At 47.0% G+C, this 25,711-nt stretch carries 19 protein-coding genes; 11 read left to right on the top strand and 8 right to left on the bottom strand.

Annotated features, from left to right (window positions below; translation table 11 throughout):
- Positions 1–19: 19 nt before the first annotated feature.
- From BUB81_RS15205 to BUB81_RS15195, 3 genes are all read right to left on the bottom strand, one after another.
- Complete coding sequence (locus BUB81_RS15205) at positions 20–895, bottom strand: DMT family transporter (RefSeq protein WP_073324192.1); 876 nt, start codon at positions 893–895, stop codon at positions 20–22.
- 368 nt (positions 896–1,263) lie between these two features.
- The gene (locus tag BUB81_RS15200; protein ID WP_073324191.1) at positions 1,264–1,602 is read right to left on the bottom strand and encodes a gamma-glutamylcyclotransferase family protein; all 339 of its coding nucleotides are present in this window, start codon (positions 1,600–1,602) and stop codon (positions 1,264–1,266) included.
- A 25-nt stretch (positions 1,603–1,627) separates the two neighbouring features.
- On the bottom strand, positions 1,628–2,572 hold the full coding sequence (locus BUB81_RS15195) for a DMT family transporter (RefSeq protein WP_084526623.1): 945 nt from the start codon (positions 2,570–2,572) through the stop codon (positions 1,628–1,630).
- A 45-nt stretch (positions 2,573–2,617) separates the two neighbouring features.
- Here BUB81_RS15195 and BUB81_RS15190 point away from each other — a divergent pair, with 45 nt between their 5' ends.
- On the top strand, positions 2,618–3,511 hold the full coding sequence (locus tag BUB81_RS15190) for a LysR family transcriptional regulator (protein WP_073324189.1): 894 nt from the start codon (positions 2,618–2,620) through the stop codon (positions 3,509–3,511).
- A 52-nt stretch (positions 3,512–3,563) separates the two neighbouring features.
- Here the strand turns inward: BUB81_RS15190 and BUB81_RS15185 are convergent, their stop codons facing one another.
- Entirely contained in the window at positions 3,564–4,163 is a 600-nt protein-coding gene (locus tag BUB81_RS15185; protein ID WP_073324188.1) for a DJ-1/PfpI family protein, read from the bottom strand.
- A gap of 182 nt (positions 4,164–4,345) precedes the next feature.
- Here BUB81_RS15185 and BUB81_RS15180 point away from each other — a divergent pair, with 182 nt between their 5' ends.
- Both BUB81_RS15180 and BUB81_RS15175 read left to right on the top strand, forming a co-directional pair.
- Positions 4,346–6,118, top strand: coding sequence for a glycoside hydrolase family 2 protein (locus BUB81_RS15180; RefSeq protein ID WP_073324187.1), 1,773 nt, complete (start codon positions 4,346–4,348; stop codon positions 6,116–6,118).
- Positions 6,119–6,181: 63 nt separating this feature from the next.
- Positions 6,182–6,886 (top strand): FadR/GntR family transcriptional regulator, encoded by a 705-nt coding sequence (locus BUB81_RS15175; protein ID WP_073324186.1) that lies wholly within the window; start codon positions 6,182–6,184, stop codon positions 6,884–6,886.
- A gap of 52 nt (positions 6,887–6,938) precedes the next feature.
- Here the strand turns inward: BUB81_RS15175 and BUB81_RS15170 are convergent, their stop codons facing one another.
- The gene (locus BUB81_RS15170; protein WP_073324185.1) at positions 6,939–9,647 is read right to left on the bottom strand and encodes a glycoside hydrolase family 2 TIM barrel-domain containing protein; all 2,709 of its coding nucleotides are present in this window, start codon (positions 9,645–9,647) and stop codon (positions 6,939–6,941) included.
- 64 nt (positions 9,648–9,711) lie between these two features.
- Positions 9,712–11,901 (bottom strand): TonB-dependent receptor, encoded by a 2,190-nt coding sequence (locus BUB81_RS15165; RefSeq protein ID WP_175555822.1) that lies wholly within the window; start codon positions 11,899–11,901, stop codon positions 9,712–9,714.
- Between the two features lie 435 nt (positions 11,902–12,336).
- Here BUB81_RS15165 and uxuA point away from each other — a divergent pair, with 435 nt between their 5' ends.
- The 5 genes from uxuA to BUB81_RS15140 all read left to right on the top strand — a co-directional run bounded on the left by uxuA (position 12,337) and on the right by BUB81_RS15140 (position 18,212).
- Positions 12,337–13,512 carry a mannonate dehydratase gene (uxuA, locus tag BUB81_RS15160; RefSeq protein ID WP_073324183.1) on the top strand — a complete coding sequence of 392 codons (1,176 nt, stop codon included), beginning with the start codon at positions 12,337–12,339 and terminating at the stop codon, positions 13,510–13,512.
- Positions 13,513–13,640: 128 nt separating this feature from the next.
- The gene (locus BUB81_RS15155) at positions 13,641–14,924 is read left to right on the top strand and encodes an efflux RND transporter periplasmic adaptor subunit (RefSeq protein ID WP_073324182.1); all 1,284 of its coding nucleotides are present in this window, start codon (positions 13,641–13,643) and stop codon (positions 14,922–14,924) included.
- Positions 14,925–14,941: 17 nt separating this feature from the next.
- Positions 14,942–15,643 (top strand): ABC transporter ATP-binding protein, encoded by a 702-nt coding sequence (locus BUB81_RS15150; protein ID WP_073324181.1) that lies wholly within the window; start codon positions 14,942–14,944, stop codon positions 15,641–15,643.
- A gap of 18 nt (positions 15,644–15,661) precedes the next feature.
- Entirely contained in the window at positions 15,662–16,975 is a 1,314-nt protein-coding gene (locus BUB81_RS15145; protein ID WP_073324180.1) for an ABC transporter permease, read from the top strand.
- Positions 16,976–16,985: 10 nt separating this feature from the next.
- Positions 16,986–18,212: an ABC transporter permease gene (locus tag BUB81_RS15140; RefSeq protein ID WP_073324179.1), complete on the top strand. Its 1,227-nt coding sequence runs from the start codon at positions 16,986–16,988 to the stop codon at positions 18,210–18,212.
- 63 nt (positions 18,213–18,275) lie between these two features.
- Here BUB81_RS15140 and BUB81_RS15135 read toward each other — a convergent pair whose 3' ends face one another.
- Positions 18,276–19,427, bottom strand: a complete 1,152-nt coding sequence (locus BUB81_RS15135; protein ID WP_245819235.1) for an aldo/keto reductase — start codon at positions 19,425–19,427, stop codon at positions 18,276–18,278.
- 186 nt (positions 19,428–19,613) lie between these two features.
- Entirely contained in the window at positions 19,614–20,972 is a 1,359-nt protein-coding gene (locus BUB81_RS15130) for a glycoside hydrolase family 2 TIM barrel-domain containing protein (protein WP_139241602.1), read from the bottom strand.
- 287 nt (positions 20,973–21,259) lie between these two features.
- Here BUB81_RS15130 and BUB81_RS15125 point away from each other — a divergent pair, with 287 nt between their 5' ends.
- Genes BUB81_RS15125 through BUB81_RS15115 form a run of 3 tightly spaced genes read left to right on the top strand, consistent with a single transcriptional unit; the run spans position 21,260 to position 25,571 of the window.
- Complete coding sequence (locus BUB81_RS15125) at positions 21,260–21,934, top strand: response regulator transcription factor (protein WP_073324178.1); 675 nt, start codon at positions 21,260–21,262, stop codon at positions 21,932–21,934.
- Positions 21,934–23,352: an ATP-binding protein gene (locus BUB81_RS15120; RefSeq protein WP_073324177.1), complete on the top strand. Its 1,419-nt coding sequence runs from the start codon at positions 21,934–21,936 to the stop codon at positions 23,350–23,352. The genes BUB81_RS15125 and BUB81_RS15120 overlap by 1 nt, the downstream gene beginning before the upstream one ends.
- Positions 23,352–25,571: a DUF5916 domain-containing protein gene (locus tag BUB81_RS15115; RefSeq protein ID WP_073324176.1), complete on the top strand. Its 2,220-nt coding sequence runs from the start codon at positions 23,352–23,354 to the stop codon at positions 25,569–25,571. Before BUB81_RS15120 ends, BUB81_RS15115 begins: the two co-directional genes overlap by 1 nt.
- The last annotated feature ends 140 nt before the right edge of the window (positions 25,572–25,711 follow it).

Below are 25,711 nucleotides of genomic sequence, written 5' to 3'. Positions count from 1 at the left end.
TGTAAAGAGCCAGCCGCTGCTAGGTCCACATTACCAGAATCGCAGCCAGGCCGATAAGTACCAGCCCTAACGTTTCGTGTTTGCGCACAGGTTGTTTAAGCCAGACAATTGAAATAAGCATAGTTGTAAATACTTCCAACTGACCAACTGTTTTCACATAAGCCACGTGTTGTAGCGCCATGGCAGTAAACCAACCGATCGAGCCCAAGCAGCTCGTCACACTGGCTGCCAGGGTTTTACCCGGTTGTGCAGCCAGCTTGGAAAACGTTGCCGGTTGCTGAAACCCAATGTAAGCACACAACATAATAGTTTGTACCAGCAATACCCAAAACAGCACCCAGCCCGCCGCCAATTCAAACGACACCGACAGGGTGTGACTCGCCTCGCGTACATACAGTGAAGTAAGCGCAAAACACGTACCGCAAGCCAATCCGATTAGCGCCGTTTTCAGGGTTAAATCACCGCCTTTACGCCAGCCACTCAGCACAAACACCGCCATTGCACCAATGATGATCCCAACCCAACCTAACAAGCTTAGGGTGCTGCCGAAAAACAACATTCCCAGCACACCTGCCACCAGTGCTTCACTTTTTGCCAGGCCTGCGCCCACTGCAAAGTTCTTCTGCTTAAACAGGATTACCATTAAGGACGTCGCGGCGATTTGCAAGCAGGCAGCGAGCCCGACAAACATCCAGAACCGGGCAGAAAAATCAGGGACGCCCTCGCCACGCCAAACCGACAATGCATAAACATAAGCACCGGCAATAGGTGCGGCAAATAAAAAACGGGAAAGCGTGACGCCCAGCGTGGGCACGGTTGCACTGAGTTTGCTTTGAATAGCGTTGCGGAATGTTTGGAAAAACACCGCCATTAAGGTAAATAGGATCCAGCTCACTTTGCTTCCTGCTATCTGACACTACGAGTAACGGCACAATAACCTCTACGGCTTGCGACAAATACCTGAGCGACATAGAAAATCGGGCACCGACCAGTGCCCAATACGATATGAAAAAACGAAGTGATACTTTAGCAGCTTTGTATCGGAAACCGAACAAACGGCTTTAAAATCTGGCTATAGCGGCGTTCAGTCCTGCTGGTCTGACGCTTCAACTTCCTGAACAGGCTGGCTTGGGTCGGTTTGCTCACTTACAGCAAGCAGCAAATCGATATAAAAATAAAGCATGGGTGACTCCGATGAATGGTGGACACCCTTAAATAATTAACCAAAACGCAACATATTGTCAACATAGTCAAAAGGCGCAATTACGCCTTTAACACATAAAGCCAAACCAATAGTGATGTGTTATCTGCCAAACTAACCTCCGCTTCTACCCGCAGGTATTCCTCGCCCTCAAAGCGATCAAGTTCATCCCAATGCTTGTCCAGGTTAGCTGAGCTGAAAACTTCACCGGGAATTGCTTTGCCATCGTCATTTAAAACCAAACCAGGACAGCCCATTGCCGCTCCCCAACCTGACTCAACGAGCTCGCCATAGACAGTGGCCGCTTGTCGCGTTCCGCCAATAGCGTCGAGCACATGCTGGTTTGGGTAACCTGAACGCAGGGTGCCGTATACAAATAAATGAGCGGTAGTTGGTTTCACTCTGTATTTTACCTTCTTGAATGATCTAGGTTTTGCGTTTAATAACAAGCACGCCAGCTATAACTAACGCGGTGCCGGTAAGTTGTGCGGCTGAAGTAGGCTCACTGAGTATTACCCAACCCAGCGCGATGGTAATGACCGGCCCTAAAGTGCCAATCAGTGCAGTATCTGCGGCACCAATGTGACGGATCGCTGTTGCCTGCAGAAAGACAGGTATTACCGTTGCGAACAGCGCCATTGCCAATGCATAACCATAAACCGGGGCGGGTTGCACAAGTCCGGAGACAGGACTGGACAATAAAAAATGCAGTTGCACGGCGGCAATCGACACCAACATAGCCAGCAATGACACTTTACGCGGCCCAAGCTTGTTTACAGCCACTTCAGAAAAAGCATTGTAGCAGGCATAAGAGAGCGCCGAACCAAACACCAACCCTACGCCAAGCCAGACTTGCCCGTGTGAATCACTGAATTGCAAATCCCCCACACTGGCAATCATTACACCGGCGGAGCAAAGTACCAACGACAAAACCAGTCGCCCGTGAAGTTGCTTCCCTAAAAACATCACAGCCAGCAGTACGGTCATCGCCGGGTAAGTAAAGAGTATCAGTCGTTCCAGGCCAGCACTAATGTACTTAAGCCCCATGAAGTCCAAAATTGACGCGCCATAGTAGCCCGCCAGCCCCACTACGGTAACCAGGGCCCAATCTTTTTTGCTAAGCGCAGGTCCCTGTTTTAAGGCGCTGGCACCGACAATCAAAAACAGAGGGAGTGAAAACGCCATGCGCAATGCCAGCAAGGTGATAGCATCAACATCACCTGCGGCATAAGCCAGCTTCACAAAGATGGCCTTTAAGGAAAAACCGAAAGCGGCCAATACAGCCAAAAAGAAACCCTGTTGATAAGACGTCACGGTATTATTGCAGTTAGTATTCGATAATCCCCATAGTACGTCAGTTTCATAACGCATAGAATTGGGTTATTTTCAATTAAGCATTCGAAAATATGGAACGCTATGCAATATACCCTCTCTGATTTGCGTTTATTCCTAGCCATTGCTGAAACTGGAAACCTGACTAAAGGTGCTGAAAAAGTGTGCCTGGCACCGTCTACCGCCAGCCACAAAATCAAAACGCTGGAATCAAACATTGGCACGTTGCTGCTCAGCCGTCACGCAAGAGGGATAAGCCTGACGACAGCGGGAGAGATCTTCCTGCGACACGCCAGACACACCCTGGCTAACCTCGAACAAATGCACGCTGATTTGATGCCGTTTGCAAAAGGGCTGCAGGGGCATATTCGTCTGTGGGCGAACACCCATGCCATACATAGCTATTTACCGGCCGATTTAGCCGTCTTCTTGGGGAAGCACCCTACTGTAAGTATTGCGCTGGAAGAACATACCAGTGCAGACATTTTAGATGCGGTGCAGAAGGGTGATATCGACGCAGGCATTGTGGCTGAGCCCAATGATTCCCGTCCATTGACGTTACTGGATTATCGCGATGACCGGTTAGTGTTGATAACGCCGCACGCTCACCCGCTGGCAAAGAACCAGCGTGTCGCTTTTGCCAATGTGTTACATCACCCTTTTGTGATGTTACACAACGGCTCAGCTATTCATACGTTTACAATGAACATCGCTTCGCAACTCGGGCAGCACCTGAATGTCAGGGTTCAGGTTAAAAGTTTTGAAGCAGTATGCAGAATGGTGAGCGCAGGTGTAGGGATCGGACTGGTGCCTTTTGATGCTGTTGCGCAACAGCCTCACTTACCGGTGTCGGTAATAGATTTAGATGAGGCATGGGCACAACGTTCGCTTAAGGTATGTGTGCGCTCACAAACATCCCTGAGTACTTTTACTCAATTACTGGTTGATCAGCTAACCACTAAAAACAATAGAACGTAATTAACCTGCGCTATTTTGCGCGCAACCAAAACAGCGCGCCATAGCAATGTATTTACTCCTCTGACACAGCAGGATTCAGCGTCCAGTCGAATTCCATTTGCCGCGCCGTTTGCTCGGCGAGTGATTGCTCGTAAAGTAACGCCACTAAGGCCAGGCTCATATCAATACCCGCGGAAATGCCTGCCGATGTGATCAATGGATCGCTTTGTACCCACCTCACGTTCCGCTTCACGTTTAGCGCCGGATAAGCTTGCTGCAAGTCATCACAGTCTTCCCAGTGTGTTGTGACATCCCGCCCTGCTAACAGGCCGGCTTCCGCTAACAAAAATGCGCCCGTACACACTGAAGCGACGCGCCTCGCTGACCGCGCTACGTCGGCAATCCATGCTGTAACGATTGTCTTTTTCACTTCTTCGGTATGCACGCCGCCTACCACTACCAATACGTCGATTGGCGGATGTTCGCTGATGGAAAAATCAGGCATCACCCGAAAACCTCCGCGGGCATGCACAGGAGACGCCTTTTCTGCTATCAATGATACTTTGTGTTGCTTGTCTTTTTCCAGAAAGCGGTTCGCGGTTGAAAACACTTCAAATGGCCCCGCAAAGTCCAGCACTTCGGCATTGTCGTAAATGTAAATTCCTATATGCATCACTCTCTCCTTCATCGCTTATGGCCAAATATTACACGGGTACACCACGGCTGTCGCACTGGAATGCTCCCATAGATTCGTTTCAAATACGGAAACAAACTATCAATAATTGGTCAGATAGTTTTATTGAATATAAATATACTGTAAGTTTTGGCCTTACCAATTAACAAAGCAGATACATTATGAAGTCAGTTATCGTTGCCTTAAGCGTGTTGTTCTTCGCGAGCCAGTCCCTCGCACTGGACCTGTTACAAAATGCACCAGGACGCCAGCAAACCTCTTTGAATGGTCAGTGGAACGCCATTGTTGATCCCTTCGATGTGGGTGATAAACGCAAATTTCAGAATTTTGATGGCACGCCACCCGCAGACAAGCTGCAAGAGTTTAACTTCGACTCTGCCATGAAGCTCAGCGTACCGGGCGACTGGAATACACAGGACGATAAGCTGTTTTGGTACGAAGGGAGTGTGTGGTACGAAAAGTCATTTGAACACCAGGCTAAACCCGGCAAAGAGTACATGCTTTACTTTGACGCCGTGAATTATCTGGCAAGTGTTTATTTAAACGGCACCCTACTAGGTAAGCACGAAGGTGGCTTTACACCCTTCCAATTCAAGGCAACAGACGCCCTGAAAGACGGTAAAAACGTACTGGTTGTAAAAGTGAATAACCGCCGCGAGCCAGACTTTATTCCCACTATGAGCACCGACTGGTGGAACTATGGCGGCATTACCCGCCCGGTTCGACTCATTGAACTTTCTCCTACTTACATCCAGGACTACAGTTTTACCTATAAAAAAGGCGGTACAATAGCGGTTTCTGTAACCGTTGCCGGAGAGTCACCAGCAAAACAGAAAGTTGATATTGCGCTACCACAGCTTGGCATCTCTAAGCGCCTGACCACTGACGCTACAGGCAAAGCCAGCTTAACATTCAAAGCCAAACCTGAGTTATGGACACCCGAAAGTCCTACTTTATATAGCGCATCGTTGACCCTCGGCGATCAAACGCTCACCGATAAAACTGGCTTCAGAACCATTGAAGTCGATGGCGACAAAATGCTGCTAAACGGTAAACCCGTCTTTCTGCGCGGCATTGCCATTCACGAGGAAAAGCCCTTTAGCGACGGCAGAGCCTGGAGCGAAGAAGAAGCGCGAGTATTGCTTGGCTGGGCGAAAGAGCTAGGCAGTAACTATGTGCGCTTTGCACATTACCCTCACAACGAAAACATGCTCAGAGTTGCTGACGAACTTGGCCTGATGGTATGGGCAGAAATTCCGGTTTACTGGGACATTCAGTTCGATAACCCAGAGGTATTAGCTAAAGCCAAACAGCAATTCGGTGAGATGTTATTTCGAGACAAAAACCGGGCCGCCGTGATTCTATGGTCTATCGCCAACGAAACCCCAAATACCGAAGTACGAACTAGCTTCTTAACAGAATTAGCCAATACCGTTCGCACCACTGACCCTACCCGACTGGTGACCGCGGCCATTAATACACAAACAACGACTGACAGCGGCCGCATTATCGACGAAGCCTTCGCCGGGGTGGTAGATGTGATTGGCATTAACAGTTACTGCGGTTGGTACTACGACAAACCTGAAACCTGCGCCCAGTACAAGTGGCAGTCAGCATACAACAAGCCCATTATAATCAGTGAATTTGGCGCCGGTGCGCTACAGGGTTGGGAGGGTGACGAAAACACCTTCTTCTCAGAGGCTTATCAACTGCGAGTGTTCAAACAAAACCTGATCATGCTGGACAATATGCCGCATTTGGCCGGCGTATCCCCCTGGTTGCTCAAGGACTTTCGTGCCGCACGTCGACCGCTTGCCGGTGTTCAGGATTACTGGAACAGAAAGGGGCTTCTCAGCGATCAGGGTATCAAAAAACAAGTGTGGTACCTCATGCAAGACTGGTATGCCAAAAAAGAGCGAGAGCACCAACGGTAGGGTGGCTTGACACCCTCCCCAATCGCGGTAAGCTCAACAGATTGTCGTGATTGGAATACCCAAATGAAAGTTGAAGCCGTGAAGGTACGTCGCTTATACCTGGAAGTTGCCGGGCAAATAGAAACACTGATCCGCAGTGGGGAAATCAAACCCGGCGAGCGATTGCCTTCTGAGCGGGATCTTGCTGCTAGTTTTGAGGTTAGCCGCCCCACTATCCGCGAAGCCATGATTGCGCTGGAAATTGCCGGACTGGTAGAAATTCGCACCGGCTCAGGCATTTACGCCTTGCCGCTAAAGCAGAGCCCGGAAGCCATTACCATTGACGACGTGCCAGGCCCTTTTGAGGTACTGGAAGCTCGCCTGCTTATTGAAACTGAGGCCGTGAGTCTGGCAGCAGCGCGCATTACCAAAGAACAAATCAAAACCCTTGAACAAGCACTAAAGACCATGGAAAGTGCTGACGCCGGTGAACAGGAGCAGGAACAAGCCGATCAGCTGTTTCACTGCACCATTGCAGAAGCTACCAATAACAGCGCACTCACTTCCACCATAAAATGGCTGTGGGAACTCAGAAATAAATCTGCATTAAGCTCCACTTTCCACCAGCGCGTACGGGACCTAGGTGTTCACCCCTATGTTGAAGAACACCGCAAGATTTTAAATGCATTAAAGCTTCGCGACCCGAACAGAGCCAAAGCTGCCATGCAGAATCATATCTCACACGCTATTGAACAGGACATTTCTGTGCTGGAGCTGGATGCCGAATAAAAAAAGCCCTATCGAACATCCGCATTTGGGTCGCTAGGGCAATTGGTAACACTTAAAGTGGCGCTATGGCTATAGCTGATACTTTTGGCTCACCTCTAAGGGCTTCAAAATCAAGTGATAGCTTACCTTCTTTCACTATAACCGTCCCCTCCTTGATTACTGCAGTTAAGCCTTCCTTAGTTACTTTGTCAGTACCCAGATTAGCCAACATCACCGAGCCATTGGCCAACACGTTGAAATCAGCAGGCGCATCGCTTTTGCTTACAACATAGTAGATAGCAACACGGTAGGCGCCGTTATCTAAAGGTAAACGATAGCTGAATTCTCCTTTTCTGTAGGTGGCAAAAAGCCCTCTATCGTCAGTACCGTGAATTTCGGCAAGCACCGGCGGTCGCCCCCACCTTCCTGGCGTATCGTAGGATGCGGCCTGACCACCTTTGAAAAAATGATCTGAGCCGAAATGCTGTTGCTGCGTTGTAGCAGCCATTTGCGCGCCCGCATCAATATAGTACGCATTGGATTGCGTGCTATTGAGCTGCCACGTTACGGTATCAGACACCAATTGCTCGCCGTTTTTGTTGTGTCCAATTGCGGTAACTCTGTTATCGCCTGCAACCAAGCGAACGTTTTCCCATACACATGTTTGTTGCACACAACCAGACTTACGCCCTAAAGCTTCGCCATTCAGTCTTAATTCAACAGAAAATGAGTTCGAGAACACTTTAATATCCGTTACCTGATAAGCGCGGTTCTTATATCGGCGAGACGCAATATGTACCATCGGCTCAACCGTCCAATTGGCCTGATAGAAAAAGTAAGCGTCTTTTTTAATTGCCCGGTCATAAGTCACCAAACCTTTCGTATTAATGTCTTGCGAATCACCTTCACGACGAGTTGTAGTAGCAAAATCAAACGCATTCCAAATCCAGCTCGCCCACAAGTAAGGACGCTCGTTGATTGCCTTCCAATTTACCTCATGCACGAAGGTCATATATTCTTCTGGTTGATTGCGCCCTGTAGCAGCAACCGGTCCACCCAGCACGTTGTCAGTGTGAAAAGTAGGTGCTCCACCAGCACCGTATTCGGTCACTGCGTAAGGTTGTTCTGGGTATTGTTTATTGAGGTCATCGAGGTGAGGCCCCAAATCACTTGCTTTTCCGTAGTACCATCCAAAATACCTGTTAGCCCCGGTCGTTTGAGTAATAGTAGACGTATTAGGCACATTGGCTCGCTGCCAGCTAGCGACACTAGCGCAACAGTTAGCCAGCGTCGACGGGCGACTTACATCAAGTGATTCAACTTCTGCAGCTAATCGCTTAAGCAGCGGAACCGGATCGGGATTAGAGCCAGGTTCACTTTGAACAAACATCGGCACTACAGCGCCAAAATCCACTTCGTTTGCAATCCCCCATACTGCAACAGACGGATGGTTGTAGTTCTGTTTCACCATTTCAATAAGCTGTAGGCTTGCGTTGTCGGCAATAGCCGCATTAACGTCCTGATGCTGTTCACCATATCGCCACGCCGAAACAAGTGGAATTTCGTCCCATAGCAACAAACCTAGCCGGTTTGCGATGTTGTGAACAGGTTGTCCGTGGGGATAATGTGCCAAGCGAATTGTATTGGCGCCCATCGCCGCCATGATTGCAACGTCTTCTTCTATATCCTGCTCACTAACGGCCCAACCCCGGCCTTCTCTGTCTTGGTGATAAGCGACGCCTTTCAATCGCAATGGCTGTCCATTGAGCAGCACACCGTCCGATGCCGTAATCGCAATAGTGCGAATGCCGTATTCATGGCTGACCTTATCCAGCACAGTGCCATCCGGCCGCTTTATAACCACTTCCAACTGATAAAGGTAAGGATCATCCGTGCCTTGCCACAACCTGGGCTGTTGCACGTCCAGCACATGATTCAGCTCAACGGTGTTGCTATTTGATACCGATGTGACCTGAGATGTTGTCGCAGCAAGTTCACCACTGTCGTTCCGTAAGTTAACTTCAACTTCTACCACAGACTCCGAAAGCAAGTGACTCGTTACGCGGCTATTTACCTCAATGCGAGCCTCTTTATCGTTTGCGGAGACGGTTGTACCATACACGCCAGGACCACCAAAATCCTGCATATCAATGTGAACATCATTGGTAGAAATGAGTCTTACCGGCCGGTAAATACCGCCGTGCACAAAGAAATCCCCAGCAATTGGCAATGTATCTGCGGTATTGGACTCTGCTGTAGGTTTACTGTTATCGACCCGCACCACTAAGATATTCGGTGCGTTATAGGTTACCGCGTCGGTTGCATTCAACCGAAACCGGTTAAAACTGCCGCGGTGTTCACCAAGATATTGGCCGTTTAACCAAACTTCCGCTACCCGACTTACCGCATCAAATTCCAGCCAGTGTTGCTTGCCCTGCAGGGAGGCATCCAATGAAAAAGCCGTTCTGTATATACCAACACCTTGTTCAACATTGATGTTTTGTTTTGTATGGATATGTCGGCTGTTATCGTCCAGATAGTACCCCACCCTATTCCAAGAGTGAGGAACAGACACTTGTTGCCATTGTGAGGAATCAAAGCCCGTTGAATAGATACCGGCAGGCATTTCAGCAGAAAATTGAAAACTCCAAGGTTGCTCCAGCTCTACTTTATTTCTAATTGAGTGATTACTTACACTTTCTGACACCTGATGGTTGTCTGTACTACAACCAAACATCAAAATGACGGCTAAATACAAGCTCGCCCGAATTCGTTGTCTCATTTATCCCCCAAACAAAAAATGCAGCAGTATTATTACACTGCTGCATGATCGCTAATTGAATTGATTAAAACTGGTAAGACACATTTACACCAACATAACGAAGTGCACCACGCGACCAGCGTTTTGCCAATGCAGTTTCTCCCTGGAAACGTTCTTCGAAGTTGCTGTATCCCATTGAATAATGCTCATCGAAAAGGTTGTTAGCAAAAACAGTAACTTTGTATTTGTCCTGGTTATCAACAATACCGAAGCCCAGATTACCAATGCCATAGGCGTCTTGTTTATTCAGAGGATCACCATATAAATCAAAGCTTACATCGTCTTGCCATTGGTAGTTGGCTTGTGCGAACCAACTAAAATCAAAGCTATCTGCCGGTTGTTCCCAGTACATCGCCAGATTGTATTTTAAATCTGGTGAATTATTCAGATCGTTCCCGGTAAGGTCCTGAACGTCCAGCCCACCCGGGCCAGCGCCAACCATACAACCGGCTTCTTCAGTTTGCCCGCCATAACACGGCGCATTTACGAATGATTTAATCGTGGCACGCGTATAAGCAACCGACGCATCAATACGCAACGCATCGGTAGCCTGATACGAAAACTCAGCCTCAATTCCTTTTGTTTGTAATTCCCCCACATTATTCAGAGCAAAAATTGGCGTACCATTTTCGTCTGTGCGAGCGCCCTGTGCCTGGTAATCATCGAAGTTCGTTAAAAAGGCAACGATGTCATAGCTGAAATTTCTGGAATCAGTGAAGCCTTTTATTCCAATTTCGTAAGATACTGATGTTTCCTCGCCGACCGGCTGATCGGCATCATTTTGCGAGAAGCCGGATGCAACATCATAGGCCTGGCCTTTGTAGCCCGTACTTACTGCCCCGTACACCATGGTGCCGTTTTGAAGAAAGTGACGCAGCGAGATCTTTCCGGTGACTGCATTTTGCGAGTCATCCCCCTGATATCTAGCCGGATTCGTGGGATTCAGAGTAAAACCGTTACCGTAGTAATCGGTAAAATCGACGCTGATTTTTTCGTGATTGAAACGAAGCCCTATATCAACAAAAGTATCGGAAGCAATTTCAACAGAGCCTTGTCCAAACAGCGCAGTACTAGTAGATTCTGCCTCAGCTTCCCATTTGTTTAACACAAACAACAACGGTTTTCTGTCAAAGTCCCTGAAAATTGACTGATCACTGAAAAACAAACCAACAATATACTCCAGACTTTCAGAGGGTGTCCCTGTAAGACGAATTTCCTGTGTAAAAGCTTCTGCGTCAATATACGCATCCTGCACAACCTGCGGCCCACCTAGCCCTAGTGGGTCAAACCTATCCAGCAAAAATGGCGGAAATGCATCTTCCAATGGCACGTCGGTTAGGTCTTCATCTGACACAGATAATTGTTCAAACTGCTGAAAACTCGATACCGAAGTCAGTACTAAATCGTCACTTAGCAAATAGTTAAACTTTGCAACAGCTAGTGTTTGGTCTGTTTCATATTCATTATCAGTATCTCTGCGTACTTTCCGGTTATCTTCTGATGCACTCTCACCTTCGCCAGATACTCCATTTCCTGTTTCTACCCAAACAGGTACGTTACTGCCGGTTTGGTGAGATGTATCGTAAATAAATGTGGCGTCGAGGTTATCTGTAAGATACCAGTCAAGTTTACCTCTTATGCCATAGCTTTCATCGCCGTTGAGTTTATTACCCGTGGTTAGGTTCGTTATATACCCTTCACGATCTTTGTAGTAACTATTAATGCGGTAATTAACATCCTCAGAGACTGGGCCAGACAACATGATCTGTCCTTTGCGTTCATTATCGCTCGTAGCACCAACCTCAATGCGCCCTTCAAAATCAGGCGATGCAGCCTTTGTTAATACGTTTACGACACCGGCAGAGGCATTCTTGCCAAACAAGGTGCCCTGAGGGCCTCGTAATACCTCAACCTGCTGTATATCTGACAGATTATTAAACGCCTGCGCCGCCATCATCAAAGGCACTTCATCTACGACGACCGCAACGCTGGACTCTACACCAATACTGTATGCTGCAGTTCCAACACCACGCATACGAATGGCATTTACCTGGGGCTCACCACCATGCTCTACTGTCAGCGATGGGGAAACACGGGTAACGTCATCAAAGTTTTTAACGTCTAGTCGCTCTAACGCGTTTTCGCCTAAAACGGATACCGCGACGGGGATGTCCTGCTGTGCTTGAGCGCGTTTCTGGGCCTTTACTTCAATCACTTCAAGCTCTTGAGCTGTTGCTTGGCCTAAGGACGCGATCCCGGTAGCAATCGATATAGCTAAAAGCGTTAGTTTATTTTTGTGTAGGGTCATCATAGGTGTTGTCTCACTCAGTACTCATAATGTGGAATATTGAGCAACTGGCTTTACCAGCAGCAATTTGGTAAGGCCAATATACGGAAATAAAAAATTGGTTCAACGTCTTGTTAACAAGTTTTTAAACAGCCGAATTGAAAGGCAACCAAAAACAAAGAAAAATACTTTAAAAACAATAACTAAATTATAAATCTAATATATTGATGCCAGTCATCTATACAATTGATAGTTCACTTCTGAATCAATCCTATTTAAGAAACCGTAAATATCTTGATCCATCCAACGTAATGTGCAAACATTTTGGCCTTACCAATATACCAACCGTTCAAGGTGAACAGTATGCAGGAAACATGGCGCTGGTTTGGTCCAGGCGACACCATTACGTTACGGCAGATTCGTCAGGCAGGCGCAACAGGTATCGTAACCTCGTTACATGAAATCCCGACCGGCGAAGTGTGGCCGCTCAGTTTAATTCAATCGCGCAAAGCTGAAATTGAAGCGGCGGGAATGAACTGGTCGGTGGTAGAAAGTGTGCCATTACATAATGATATTAAAACCCGAACGGGCGATTACCTGCGTTATATCGCAAATTACCAGGAGACACTGCGAAACCTTGGCGCAGCAGGAATTGATACGGTCTGTTATAACTTTATGCCGGTGGTGGACTGGACACGCACTAACCTGAGTTACCAGTTGCCCAACGCCTCACAAGCACTGCGTTTTGAAATGACCGATTTCATTGCCTATGACGTGTTCATGTTGGAACGCGAAAATGCAGAGCAAGACTACAACCAAGAGCAACTTGATGTTGCCAAAGCGCGCTTTGAGGCGCTATCGCCCGCCGAACGTGAGCTTCTGGAGAAGAACATTATTGCAGGGTTACCGGGTGGCGAAGGCTCATACGACCGGGAAGGCATTCGCAAAGCCATTGCCCAGTTTATTGCACTGGGCACCGAGGGCTACCGTCAGCATCTGTTTGCCTTCCTGCGAGAGATTATCCCGGTCGCCGAAGAAGCCGGCGTGAAAATGTGTATTCACCCGGATGATCCACCGTTCTCGCTGTTTGGCTTGCCACGCGTAGTCTCCACCGCCGACGATGCCCGTGCCATTCTTGAAGCGGTAGAAAGCCCAGCTAACGGATTAACCCTGTGTGCAGGTTCGTTTGGCGCGCGTGCAGACAATGACCTGGTAGACATGGTGCGCGCCTTTGGACCCAGCATTTTCTTTGTACATTTACGCAATGTAAAACGCGAACCAGACGGCTCTTTTTATGAATCAGACCACTTAGATGGCGACAATGACATGATTGGCCTGATCAACGCGCTGCTGGACGAAGAGACCAATAGAGGTAAGCGCAACAGTATTCCCATGCGCCCCGACCACGGTCATTTGATGGACGAGGAGATGAATAAACCCGGCGTACGCCCCGGCTACTCCTATGCAGGCAGAATGAAATCGCTGGCGGAGTTACGCGGCGTGATTCATGTATTGGAGCGCCTGCGCGCAGCAGGTTAACAGCTCATTTTGGGCCGACAAAGTGCAACACTTGCGGCCCTTTTCTATTTTTTTATTTCCTACATTTAAACTATTCCGGATTTGTTCTCGACATAGCAGGTATTCAAGAGTGAAAAGGAAACCTGTTCATGCACATCGCCGATACCAGCGGTCAGGACACCCTCATCCAAAAAAAATCCCGTCCACTAAAGTGGTATGCGTTAGCCGGCGTAGCCGTTATTGGCCTGCTTCTGTTTTATGTTGTACCTGCTGTATCCAGCTGGCAGGCCTCTGACGCATCGGTTTCAGCCGCCCGGTTGCGACTCGCCAGTGTGAATTATGGCGACCTGGTGCGCGACTTATCCATTGAAGGTCGTGTGGTTGCGGCGGTCAGTCCTCGCCTGTACAGCCCCGCGCAAGGCACTATTACCTTTGCGGTCGATGCCGGAGATGAAGTCGCTAAAGATCAGGTACTGGCTACAATTGACAGTCCCGACCTCACCAATCAACTCGAGCAAGAAAACGCCGCCCTCGAAGAACTGCAAACTGCACTGTCTCGTCAGCGTATCCAGGCAAAAAAAGCCATGTTGGACGACCAGAAAGCGGTAGATCTTGCGCAGATTACCCTCACCGCGGCGTCACGGGAAAAGCGCCGGGCCGACAAAGCCTACGAAACCAAAACCATCAGCAATATCGACTTTGAAAAGGCCCAGGACGATCTGCGCAATGCCGAGTTAGTCCACCAGCACGCCATTAGCGATGCCGAGCTCAACAAAGAAAGCCTGCTGTTCGAAATTAAAAGTAAAGAGCATCAACTGACCCGCCAGGAGCTGAAAGTCGCTGAACTTCAGCGTCAGGTTGACTCGCTGGAGTTACGCTCACCGGTAAGCGGTATTGTTGGCAACCTCGCCGTAGAGCAAAAAAATCAGGTTGCGAAAAACCAGGCCATTTTAAGCGTGGTAGACCTGAGTGAGTTTGAACTGGAAGTGGGCATTCCGGAAAGCTACGCCGACGACTTAGCCCTTGGCATGCAGGCTCAGGTGAACGTTAACGGCCAGATGTACCCGGCCAAACTGGTCACCATATCCCCCGAAATTGAGAACAATCAGGTAACAGGTCGCGTGCGCTTTGTGGCCGATGACAGCAACGCCTCGCCGGTTGGACTTCGTCAAAACCAGCGACTGACCACCCGCATTCTGATGGAAAACAAACCCAATGTACTCATGGTGCAACGCGGGCAATTTCTGGATAACGGCGGTGGCAGAGTTGCCTATGTTGTGCGCGACAACATCGCCTATCGCACGCCTATTGCCACCGGCGCCAGAAGCCTGGCCGCTGTAGAAATCACGTCGGGCCTGAATGAGCACGACACCATCATTGTTTCAGGTATTGCGCAGTTCAACAACGCCGAAACGGTGCTGATCACACAATAAAACGACAGGGAATCAACATGCTATCAATGAACAATATCAACAAGGTATTTCGCACCGACCTGGTAGAAACCACCGCACTGCGCGACTTTAACCTCACTATCGACGAAGGTGACTTTGTGTCAGTCACCGGTCCATCGGGTTCTGGTAAAACGACGTTTTTGAACATTGCAGGGTTACTGGAAACCTACACCAGCGGCCAGTATGTGCTGGACGGCACCGATGTCAGCAACCTGTCTGATCGGCAGCGCAGTCAGCTCCGCAACGAAAAAATCGGCTTTATCTTTCAGAGCTTCAACCTGATCCCGGATTTGAACCTGTATGACAATGTCGACGTGCCTTTGCGCTATCGCGGCTTCAGTAAACAAGAACGCCACAAGCGTATTACCCAGAGCCTTGAGCGCGTTGGACTCGCAAACCGCATGAAGCACTTACCCGCGCAACTTTCGGGCGGACAACAACAGCGTGTCGCCATAGCCCGCGCGTTAGCCGGTGAGCCTCGTTTCCTGTTAGCTGACGAACCAACCGGGAACCTGGACAGCCAAATGGCAAAAAGCGTGATGGCCTTATTGCAGGAAATAAACCAGCAAGGTACCACCATTGTGATGGTCACCCACGACCCGGAACTGGCCATGCAAACCGGTAAGAATGTGTTTGTTCGCGACGGTCAGATCAGCGAACACGAAACCCTGGTGCCTGTGGCACTGGCCAGCAACCAATAGTCAGCGCAGGACGCCATTATGTTCTACTACTACTTAAAACTGGCCAGCAAAAGCATTAAGCGCACGCCCTGGCTCAGCGGGTTAATGATGCTGGCCATTGCACTGGGTATTGGTGCTTGTATGACCACCATTACGGTAAATTACCTGATGTCGGCCAACCCGATTCCAGAAAAAAGCGATCAGCTTTATTACGTTCAGCTCGACAGCTGGAGCCCGCATTTCGCAGCCCGAGAGCCCAATGAGCCACCCGACCAGCTAACCTGGACCGACGCCACTAACCTGATGCAGGCACAGCAGGCATTCCGTCAGTCAGCGATGGCAAGCTCTGGCGGCGTAGTGCAGCCAGACAACCCTGATGTAAAGACCTTTATGGCCAGCTTGCGTCTGAACTTTGCCGACTTTTTCCCCATGTTCAATGCGCCGTTTTTATACGGCAGTGGCTGGCAATACAGCGACGATGTTGCCCGTAAGCAAGTAGCCGTGATCAGCAAAGAAACCAACGACCGTGTATTTGGCGGTGAAAACTCGGTGGGTAAATCCATTACCATCGCAGGTGAAATGTTTACAGTAGTAGGCGTGCTCGATGAATGGGTCCTGGTACCGCGCTTCTACGATGTCACCACAGGTGCGTTCAGCGAGACCGAAGATGTATTTATACCTTTCTACATGAAGCAGGTTATGCAGCTGTCTAATGGCGGCAACACTAACTGCTGGAAATCCCCTGAGGGCGAAGGCTTTGAGGCCTTCCTGATGTCGGAGTGTATTAACTATCAGATGTGGGTTGAATTACCTACCGATGCCGACCGAGATGCTTACATGACCTTCCTCAATGCCTATGTGGACGAGCAAAAAGCATTGGGCCGTTTTCCGCGCCCCCACAACAATCGTTTGTCGGACGTCATGACCTGGATGGAAACCGAAGAAGTGGTGGCTGACGATGCGCAAATCATGATGTATATGGCCTTCCTGTTTTTGTTTGTTTGCATTCTTAATACCGTTGGCCTGTTACTTTCTAAATTCGCCACCCGCAATGGCGACGTTGCCCTACGTCGGGCTATTGGGGCCACCAAAGGCGCGATTTTCGCGCAGTATATTACCGAAACCGCACTCATAGGCTTAATAGGTGGTGTACTCGGGCTGGCCCTGGCCTCACTGGGATTACAGGCCATCGAGTCTTTGTATGGTGACTTCATCAGTGAATTAGTGCATCTGGATGCCACTATGGTGGTGCTGTCGTTTGGCATTGCCATTACCGCCAGTGTACTGGCCGGTTGTTACCCTGCATGGCGTGTGTGCAGCATTCCGCCAGCAAGTCAGCTGAAAACCCAATAAGGAGCCAACCATGAAAACCAATTTAGAGTTTGGCCCTATTTGCCGCGCTCTGCTTCGCAACAAAGTGGGTGCCGTACTCATTGCCCTGCAAATCGCATTAACCATGACCATAGTGGTAAACGCGATATTTATTATTGTAGAGCGTCAGGCATTAATGCAGCGAGAAAGTGGCATTGACGAAGCCAACAGCTTCTACTTAACCAGCACCGGTTTTGGCAACGACTTCGAGCCTAAACGGGTTATCGAGCAGGACCTGGATGTAATTCGAAACACCCCAGGGGTTATCGACGCTATTCAGATCAATGCTATTCCCATTAGTGGCGGTGGCTGGTCGATGAGCCTGACTACCGAACCGGGTGACGACCAGGAAGATGTGAGTACCGCCAATTACTTCGTAGACGCCCATGGCATTAACGCGCTTGATTTGGAAGTGATCGCCGGCCGTAACTTTACTGCAACCGATATTCGCTGGCGCGAACGCAACCAGCCGGACTGGCCGGATAACGCCATGATCACCAAGGCACTGGCTGAAAAGCTGTTCCCGGATATTCCATGGCAAAGTGTCGTTGGCAAAACCGTGTACATTGGCGATGATGAACCGGTTATCGTTACCGGCATTGTAGATAAACTGCAAGCGCCCTGGATAGGTTGGAGCGAACTGGAAAACGCCATGCTGTCGCCCGAAAAAATGGTCTCTGAGTCTACCCGCTACTTTATTCGTATCGAACCGGGTGAACGCGACCGTTTAATGGCAGAACTGGAAGACACCCTGGCCAACGCCTACGGCAATCGCCTTATTCGCAATGTCACCACGGTCACGGAAACCCGCGAGCGAAGCTATCGTCAGCACAGCGCCATGATTAAGATTCTGTCTACGGTAATGGTGCTGCTCACGCTGATCACAGCCATGGGTATCATTGGCTTAACCAGCTTCAATGTGAATCGTCGCCGCAAGCAAATCGGCACACGCCGTGCACTGGGCGCAAGCAAGCAGGCCATCGTGCGCTATTTCATGCTGGAAAACGTGATCATCAGTACCACTGGCATACTATTAGGGGTTGCCATGACTATTGGTTTAAATATGCTACTGATCGAATGGTTCGCGATGACGGCACTTGATTGGTATTACATTCCAGCCGGCATGGTTGTGTTGTTTGTGGTGGGTCAGTTAGCCGTGCTGGGGCCAGCGCTTAAAGCCGCCGCCACGCCCCCCGCTATTGCCACACGCACGGTGTAAATAGTTTTACTCATTTGATACACACAAACAGCCAACGCTGGTTGGCTGTTTGTGTAGACCGCGCTACTTGTCAGTTAACGCCGCATCCTTTGCGCGGAACCCAACTAAATCCAATTGCTCAAACTGTTTACGGAACATGGCCATTTCACTGTCAGAGAAGCGCGTGTAAATAGCCCCGATGTCTTCTTCCAGATGATGCAATTTAGTGGTGCCAGGAATTGGCACAATGAAGGGTTTTACCGACAACAACCAGGCAATGGCAAACTGCGCAGGCGACATGCCACGCTCTGCCCCCCACTCTCGCACCAGATTAAGGATCGCCATGTTCTTTTCAATGGCCTCCGGCGTGAAATACGGCACTGATGCGAAACGCGATGGCTCGCTGAAGCGGCTGTACTCGTTAAATTTGTCGGCTAAGAAGCCCCGACACACAGAACCCCATGGCACAAAGCCAACCCCCAGTTCTTCACAGGTTGCCAGTACCTGATTCTCCACCGAACGTTCCATAATGGAATATTCACTTTGTACCGCGGTAACCGGATACTCTGCATGGGCTTTGCGCAACGTGGTTGGTGACACTTCGGATAAGCCAAAATAGCGGGCTTTACCTTCTTTAATTAACTCCCCTACCGCACCGGCAACCTCTTCTACTGGTACATTCGGATCGACTCTGTGCAAGTACAACAAATCAATGCGGTCTGTGCGCAAACGCTTTAACATGCTCTCTACAGCCGTGCGAATAGCTTCAGGACGCGAATCACGCCCTGCACGCTGGCCATTTTCAAACTTAAAGCCAAATTTGCTGGCCAGTACAACGTCATTTCTCACCGGTTGCAGCGCTTCACCAACGATCGCTTCGTTGGTGAACGGGCCATACACTTCGGCGGTATCGAAAAACGTGACGCCACGCTCTACTGCACCGCGAATGACCGGCACCATGTCTTTTGCACTGCGTGGCGGGTTATAACTGCCACTGGACATACTCATACAACCCAGGCCAATTGGCGATACTGTTAATGCGCCGAGCTTGCGGGTGTTGTTACCTACTACCGCAGTGGAACAACCCTGTGCTGAATCAGACCCGGCAACGGCAGATGTGCCGGCAAGCGATGCTGCGATACCCGAACCGGCAATAGCCATATTGCGGATAAACTGTCTTCTACTGGATTGGGTTTCAGAATTACCTGTTTTGATTGTGTCTGAATCATTCGCCACGCGCTGTCTCCTCTGTTATTCGGGTACTGGCATGACGTACCATCAGCGGTATGTACATGCGTTGAGTACTACCTTACTGCGGTTGATTCATTAATATTAGTGAAGGATCGCGAATGGCTTCATGAAATAATCGCATTAATCCAGTACGATTATTTCAATTCACTCACAAACATTACAGAAAAGCGCCTAGTCGACGTAGAACGGAATATTCGCATTGGCTATTTTTCCGCTGCCGCCGAGCACATAAGCGAATAACCGGTAGCCGCCGGGTGTAGAGGGAACGGTGAAACGCATCGTTCCTTTATTGTCATCAGAGACAATTAACCCCTGTACTGGCTTTGGCCGGGATTCAGGATCGCCACCCGATTTAATATCAGTACTTTCCGGCAATACCTCCCAGCGAATGGTGTAACCGTCTGCTTGATGTGTGCCGACATGCAAATCAACGTCAATGGTATCGCCTTGCTTCACATGGATGTTATCCAGCGCCACTTTGTTGTTTAACGTAAAGCTTTTTATGTAAGGCGCGCGCGATGCAGGCCAAGATCCCTGCCAGTTGTAATGCAGCGAATCGACCACTTCATTGGGGTATCCCGCTTCGGTGAACACACCGTACCAGGTTGGTGTGGTCTCCTGCTTCTGGCCCCACAGGAAGGCATAAGAGCCCAATGCTCTGCCTGGTGCAGCTAACACACCCGCCGCATAACGTTCCCGGTAAGACTGGGCTTTTTGTGTGCTGGTTTGCTCAATGGGTACGCCCCAATCGGTTTTGGGTACCTGCCAGTGCCCGGTTGGCCCCCATTCAGTGACTACATACGGACCGCTATACCCCATCTCCAATAAGGCATTAGGCAGCGTTTCCAGACCGCCATAAATATTGATACTCAGGTAATCAATATCAGGTACCCGCTCCAGGATCAGGTCGAGCTTGGTTTTATCCATGCCCGCAGTGACCGTGGTTATCAAATGATTCGGATCGAGTACTTTGATCATGGCCGCAATATCTTGTACGGCATACCACACCTTGGTGTTGGTATAGAACAAATCAACCTCGTTACCAATACCCCAGGCTAACAAGGCAGGATGATCTTTAAACGCCAGAATTTGCGTTTTCACCCATTCTTTTTGCTTGGCAACCGCTGCTTCGTCATTGTAATCAAACCCATGACGCTCATGGCCAATGCGCAGACCCAGCATTACGGTTAAACCGTGTTTGTGGGCTTCGTCCAATATGGCTTTTGCGTTATTCGTGCCCCAGGTGCGAATGGAATTACCGCCACTTTGCGCCAGTAACGCCATATTACTGCTGCCGCCTGCCCCCTTGATAAAATAGGGATCGCCATTTCGATGGATCACATAGCCGGATTCGGTATGAACAAGTTCAGATTTGATGGGTGACTGAGACACCGGGCTAGTGGTATTAGCCCAGGCCGGCGACAATGCAATAGTTTGCACTATCAGAATGAGTAGCAGCGTCCTTATTGTAGCGATGATTGCTCTCCCCCACTGTCCTTGTATTTGCTGCAAAACTTTTGAGCGCGTCATTACACTGTATCCCTGCGACACATGTATGCGCTTCCATTCATCTACTATACTGTTCTGCTTAGATTTTATTCAACCTTTTTTTTACAATTATTTGAAACAAACAAATCAGAATTTAAATTACATTAAAGCAATAGTTCTAAATACAGCTTTCTAATCAGCAGCTACGGCATAACAATCATTGAATTGACTTTTTCTGTTTGAAGCTCGCCACTACCCTTAAGCATAAATTCAGCTAACCTTAAGATTAAGACGATAACCTGTCAGAAATAATTGTAAGGTACACATGCTTGAAAGTTTTAATCATCGAAGACTCTATATCCCTCAGAAGAAGTTTAAAGGTTGGCCTATCAAACCTGGGGTTCACTATTGATGATACCGGAGATGGTTCTGAAGGGTTAAGTATGGCTTTGTCTGGGGATTACTCACTCTTAATTCTTGATTTAATGCTTCCCTCTGTAGACGGCACGTCAATTCTTAAAGCAATTAGACAAGCGGGTAAAGATATTCGGATACTGATCTTATCAGCGAAAGACCTGACAGAAGATAAAGTAGATGGCTTACTCAACGGCGCTGATGACTACCTAACAAAACCCTTTTCCTTTGACGAACTTCATGTACGGCTGCTTTGTTTAATGCGAAGAGGAAGCTTGAATGTAAATGACAGCAGTATCAATATTGGGCCAATATCATTAGATTTGCATTTAAAACAACTAAAATGCGCTGGCACTGATGCCCTACTTACACCAAATGAATACAAAGTAGTTGAATGCTTGTTTACAAATCAGGGGAAAGTCATATCAGCTGAGAAGCTCAGCGAGTATCTTGCTGGACAGTATGATGCTATTGCAAAAAACTCTATAGAAGCGCACCTCTCTTCTGCTCGAAAGAAAGTTAAAGCCATTGGATACGAACTTCCAATCAAAACCAAGCGCGGCTTCGGTTATTTTGTTGAGAGTCAGTAGTGAACTCAATTCATAAAAAGCTAAGCCGTTATTTATCCATCTCTATCTCAATACTAATGTTAGTTATCTTATTGATCACTGATATAAGTGTCGACACTTGGATTAGTGGAGAGTTTGATCGGGCGATGCTCAATAAAGTCGGATTACTCGAAACTTTGGTAGAGGAAGATAACGTCGAAGTTGAATTTGATTTTGCCGGTGAATTTATGCCTGAGTTTGAAGGCCTTGAAAACCCTGAGTATTTTCAACTATGGCATAAAAATCAGGTATTTGAGCGTTCAGACACTTTAACGTTCTTTGAAATAAGCGACTTGCCAAGACTGAATGTAGAATTAGATGAATTCATAATTCAAGATATTACTTTGCCGGATGGAAGAGATGGCAGAATGGTTTTTACTAAATTTTTGCCACAAGTAGACTCAGACGTTCGCGAAAAAATGGGAATAAACCGGGAAGAATTCTCAAAAAGTCAAACACCCATGGAGTTTGCCTATGCACTTAGTAAAGAGGAGTTGAATTACATACTTTGGTTTGTAGATGTCATCTTTATTATTACTTCAATTCTAGCTGTTCTAGCCGTAAGAAAAATCGTCAAGATTGTGGTCTACAATAGCTTAAAACCAATAGATGATTTCAATAAACAGCTTAGTAATATTAGTTTAAATTCCAATCAACTTGAGGTGTCTGTCAAAACGTTACCAGAAGAACTTGTCCCTATTGCTAACGGTGTTAACCAGTTTATAAAAGATAACCACAGCCTATATGTACGGGAACAAAGACTCACCTCTGATATTGCCCATGAGTTAAAAACCCCAATTGCAGAACTCATAAGTTTGAGCGAAGTAGCCCTAAAGTTCCCTCACGAGAAACAAATAACAGATAACTTAACCAAAGATGTTCATGAAATCTCCTCCCGCTTGAAAAACATAGTTAATAACATTTTGCTATTACAAAAAAGCGGCAGCACACAAAAATTACCCACATGCGAAGTTAATCTGCGCGAAATGTTAAATAACATTCTTACTAGAGAAAACATAGATAAAAGGGAAATAAATATAGACTTTAGTGACTCGACTCTATTGGTAAATAGTAATAAATTCGCTTTAGAAACTGTGTTTTCGAATTTAATTAATAACGCAATATTTTACAGCCCAAATAATACAGCTATAGAAATAGCAGTATCGAAAACGTCTGAAAGAAAAGTCCTGATTAAGATCTCAAATATTTGTCATGAAGAGACTCAAGAAAATGATTTGAAACTATTTTTCGATCCTTTGTGGCAAAAAGACAGTTCCAGAACATCTACGGAGAGGTTTGGATTAGGATTAGCAATAGTAAAGTCTTATTGTGAAAGAATTAATGCAACTATTTCAGCCTCATTAATTAACAGAAGAATAACATTTACAGTATCGCTATAATGAAGAAACTCTTTAGCTTTACTCTAACAGTTCTTTATCTTTACATATCTAACACTGCATCCGCATCAGAACCAGTTATTGATGGTGTACTCAATGAGGAATCCTGGCAAGGTATAACGCCAAATACTGTCAACTTTCAGGTTATTCCACAAACACTAACAAAACTCGAGGGTAACTTTTCTTACCAGTTTATTACTTCAGGCCATGGTATATATATTGGTATTTCGGCAAGTACCATTTCACCCTTGAGAGTACGAACACAAGAAAACGATACTCTATTCACCAACGATCATATCCAACTAATGATTGATATGAATAATACACAGCAAATAGGCTATGTATTTGCCGTAAATCATCAAGGCTATTTCTACGATGGGATATACAAACAAAATAAAGAGTTTGATTTAGATTGGGATAGTCAGTGGCACTATAAAACCAAAGTTCTAACTGGTTCGTGGAACGCCGAAATCTTTATTCCCTGGAGCGCCATGCCTTTTTCAATTCAAGACAAGAATGAATTCGGTTTTTCTATTACCCGCTATGATGAATCCACGAATGCAACATATTCATCAATACCTGCAAACGCTTCAATGAATAGCTTCCTTACAAACTTCACTAGACAAACAGTTGAAGTGAAAGACCAGTCAAGCTTGGATATATTCCCTTATATCTCTCTCAATCGAGATTTTACAAATAGCAAAGACAAGGCGAATATAGGTGCTGAAATCTTTTGGAAGCCAACTAAAAATCAACAATTTAGTGCCACAATCAACCCTGACTTTGGTCAGGTGGAGTCAAATGAATTAGTCGTAAATTTCTCCGCTATAGAAAACTTTTTTTCCGAAAATCGCCCTTTTTTCAATGACAATAGCAGTCTATTCGACGTGGTAGGGCCAGAATCGCTCAGGGTAGTGCACACACCGAGAATTGGCGGAAATTCATATTATGATAATGACTATGAAGGAGAATTGAACTCTGCAATAAAGTACACACTTAGCAATGAAAGATTGGATTTGGGGGTATTAACAGCTTTTGAAAACGCAGATCAAGGCAAACCGGGTAGAGAGTTTTGGCTGTTGAGAGGCCAGTACAGGTTTGGTGCAAATAAAATTGGTATGTCACTCAATCGAGTTGACACACCAAGTATCGAAAGAACAGCTACTATTATAGAATCAGATTTCAATTATGCTTACTCAGATAACGCCGAGCTAAATTTCGGTGCAATAAAAAGCGTTATTGAACAAAGCCTTTCAACAACAAATGATTTCGGTTGGTGGGTTACCGGAAGTATACAACCAACCGCGCAGCAAAATCATGAATTTAGTTTGTTTAGCTATGGTGACAATTTACAATTAAATGACATTGGGTATGTCAAACGTGTAAACCGAAAACAAGCAGAATATGAGTATCAATATCAAATACCTGATTTCAATCACTGGTCAATCAGAGACACTTTGTTTTCCTTCGAGGCCGAACTAAAGACAAACCATCAAAATGAAACCTTGCCTAGTATTGCAGGAGTCGGTATTGAAATAGTGACACAAGCTGAATTTGAATATCAGTTGTCCGTGGAAGTTGGTACTCCTGGTTATGATGATCTACTCACCAGAGGAAACAATTCCGTACGTCTACCGTCTTTTTATATTGCGGAGTTTGAACTTGATACACCTGAATATGATTGGGGCAGTATCGACCTATCGGCTGAATTTGGCACAGAAGGCCTATCTGGTAAGTTTTACAGCACAGAACTTACGGTAGACTTGCAAGTTAGTAAACCGATGAACATTGGATTCACTTTCTCACAGTACAATAGCGAGAGCTGGCTTGAGTGGGAAAGAGACAATTACATCGGGGAATTTGATTTCACAGAGCAAGCCATTGAAATAAACCTTGACTATCAAATAAGCGAAACTCAAGAATTAAGAATTAAACTTGAATCTGTTATTGGTAAAGCCAATCTGCTAAATAGTTATCTTATTGACCCGCAGGGACAACTTGTAGACGCGAGCGGACATGATGACTTTTCATTTTCTGAAAGTGCATTCCAACTACGCTATAAATACTCCTTAAGTAAGATAACCGCATTTTATTTAAGTTACAGTTTTGGAGGTGAGTTCGAAGACGAACTTGCTAAGTTTGGGAAAAGAAATCTCTACAAAAAATCTATAGAAACCAAAGATGCTCATAATTTATTTGCAAAAATCAGAATTCATTTTTAATTAACCTCCACCTTTATATATTACCCTTAACAATCGAGCATGTTTTATAACTAAGAATAAATAGCTGCTTTATCATTCAGACTAAAATCAGCAAATCTTCAGGAGTATTCATTACAGTTTTAATAAGCTAACTCCTCGGG

The organism is Marisediminitalea aggregata (assembly GCF_900129565.1).
GTDB lineage: Bacteria > Pseudomonadota > Gammaproteobacteria > Enterobacterales > Alteromonadaceae > Alteromonas > Alteromonas aggregata.
This window is presented reverse-complemented; position numbering and strand designations above follow the sequence as displayed.

Coding starts and splice junctions, on each gene's coding strand:
- BUB81_RS15195 (WP_084526623.1), bottom strand. CDS start 2,572: ATGCGTTATGAAACTGACGTACTATGGGGATTATCGAATACTAACTGC.
- BUB81_RS15190 (WP_073324189.1), top strand. CDS start 2,618: ATGCAATATACCCTCTCTGATTTGCGTTTATTCCTAGCCATTGCTGAA.
- BUB81_RS15185 (WP_073324188.1), bottom strand. CDS start 4,163: ATGCATATAGGAATTTACATTTACGACAATGCCGAAGTGCTGGACTTT.
- BUB81_RS15180 (WP_073324187.1), top strand. CDS start 4,346: ATGAAGTCAGTTATCGTTGCCTTAAGCGTGTTGTTCTTCGCGAGCCAG.
- BUB81_RS15175 (WP_073324186.1), top strand. CDS start 6,182: ATGAAAGTTGAAGCCGTGAAGGTACGTCGCTTATACCTGGAAGTTGCC.
- BUB81_RS15170 (WP_073324185.1), bottom strand. CDS start 9,647: ATGAGACAACGAATTCGGGCGAGCTTGTATTTAGCCGTCATTTTGATG.
- uxuA (WP_073324183.1), top strand. CDS start 12,337: ATGCAGGAAACATGGCGCTGGTTTGGTCCAGGCGACACCATTACGTTA.
- BUB81_RS15155 (WP_073324182.1), top strand. CDS start 13,641: ATGCACATCGCCGATACCAGCGGTCAGGACACCCTCATCCAAAAAAAA.
- BUB81_RS15150 (WP_073324181.1), top strand. CDS start 14,942: ATGCTATCAATGAACAATATCAACAAGGTATTTCGCACCGACCTGGTA.
- BUB81_RS15145 (WP_073324180.1), top strand. CDS start 15,662: ATGTTCTACTACTACTTAAAACTGGCCAGCAAAAGCATTAAGCGCACG.
- BUB81_RS15140 (WP_073324179.1), top strand. CDS start 16,986: ATGAAAACCAATTTAGAGTTTGGCCCTATTTGCCGCGCTCTGCTTCGC.
- BUB81_RS15130 (WP_139241602.1), bottom strand. CDS start 20,972: ATGACGCGCTCAAAAGTTTTGCAGCAAATACAAGGACAGTGGGGGAGA.
- BUB81_RS15115 (WP_073324176.1), top strand. CDS start 23,352: ATGAAGAAACTCTTTAGCTTTACTCTAACAGTTCTTTATCTTTACATA.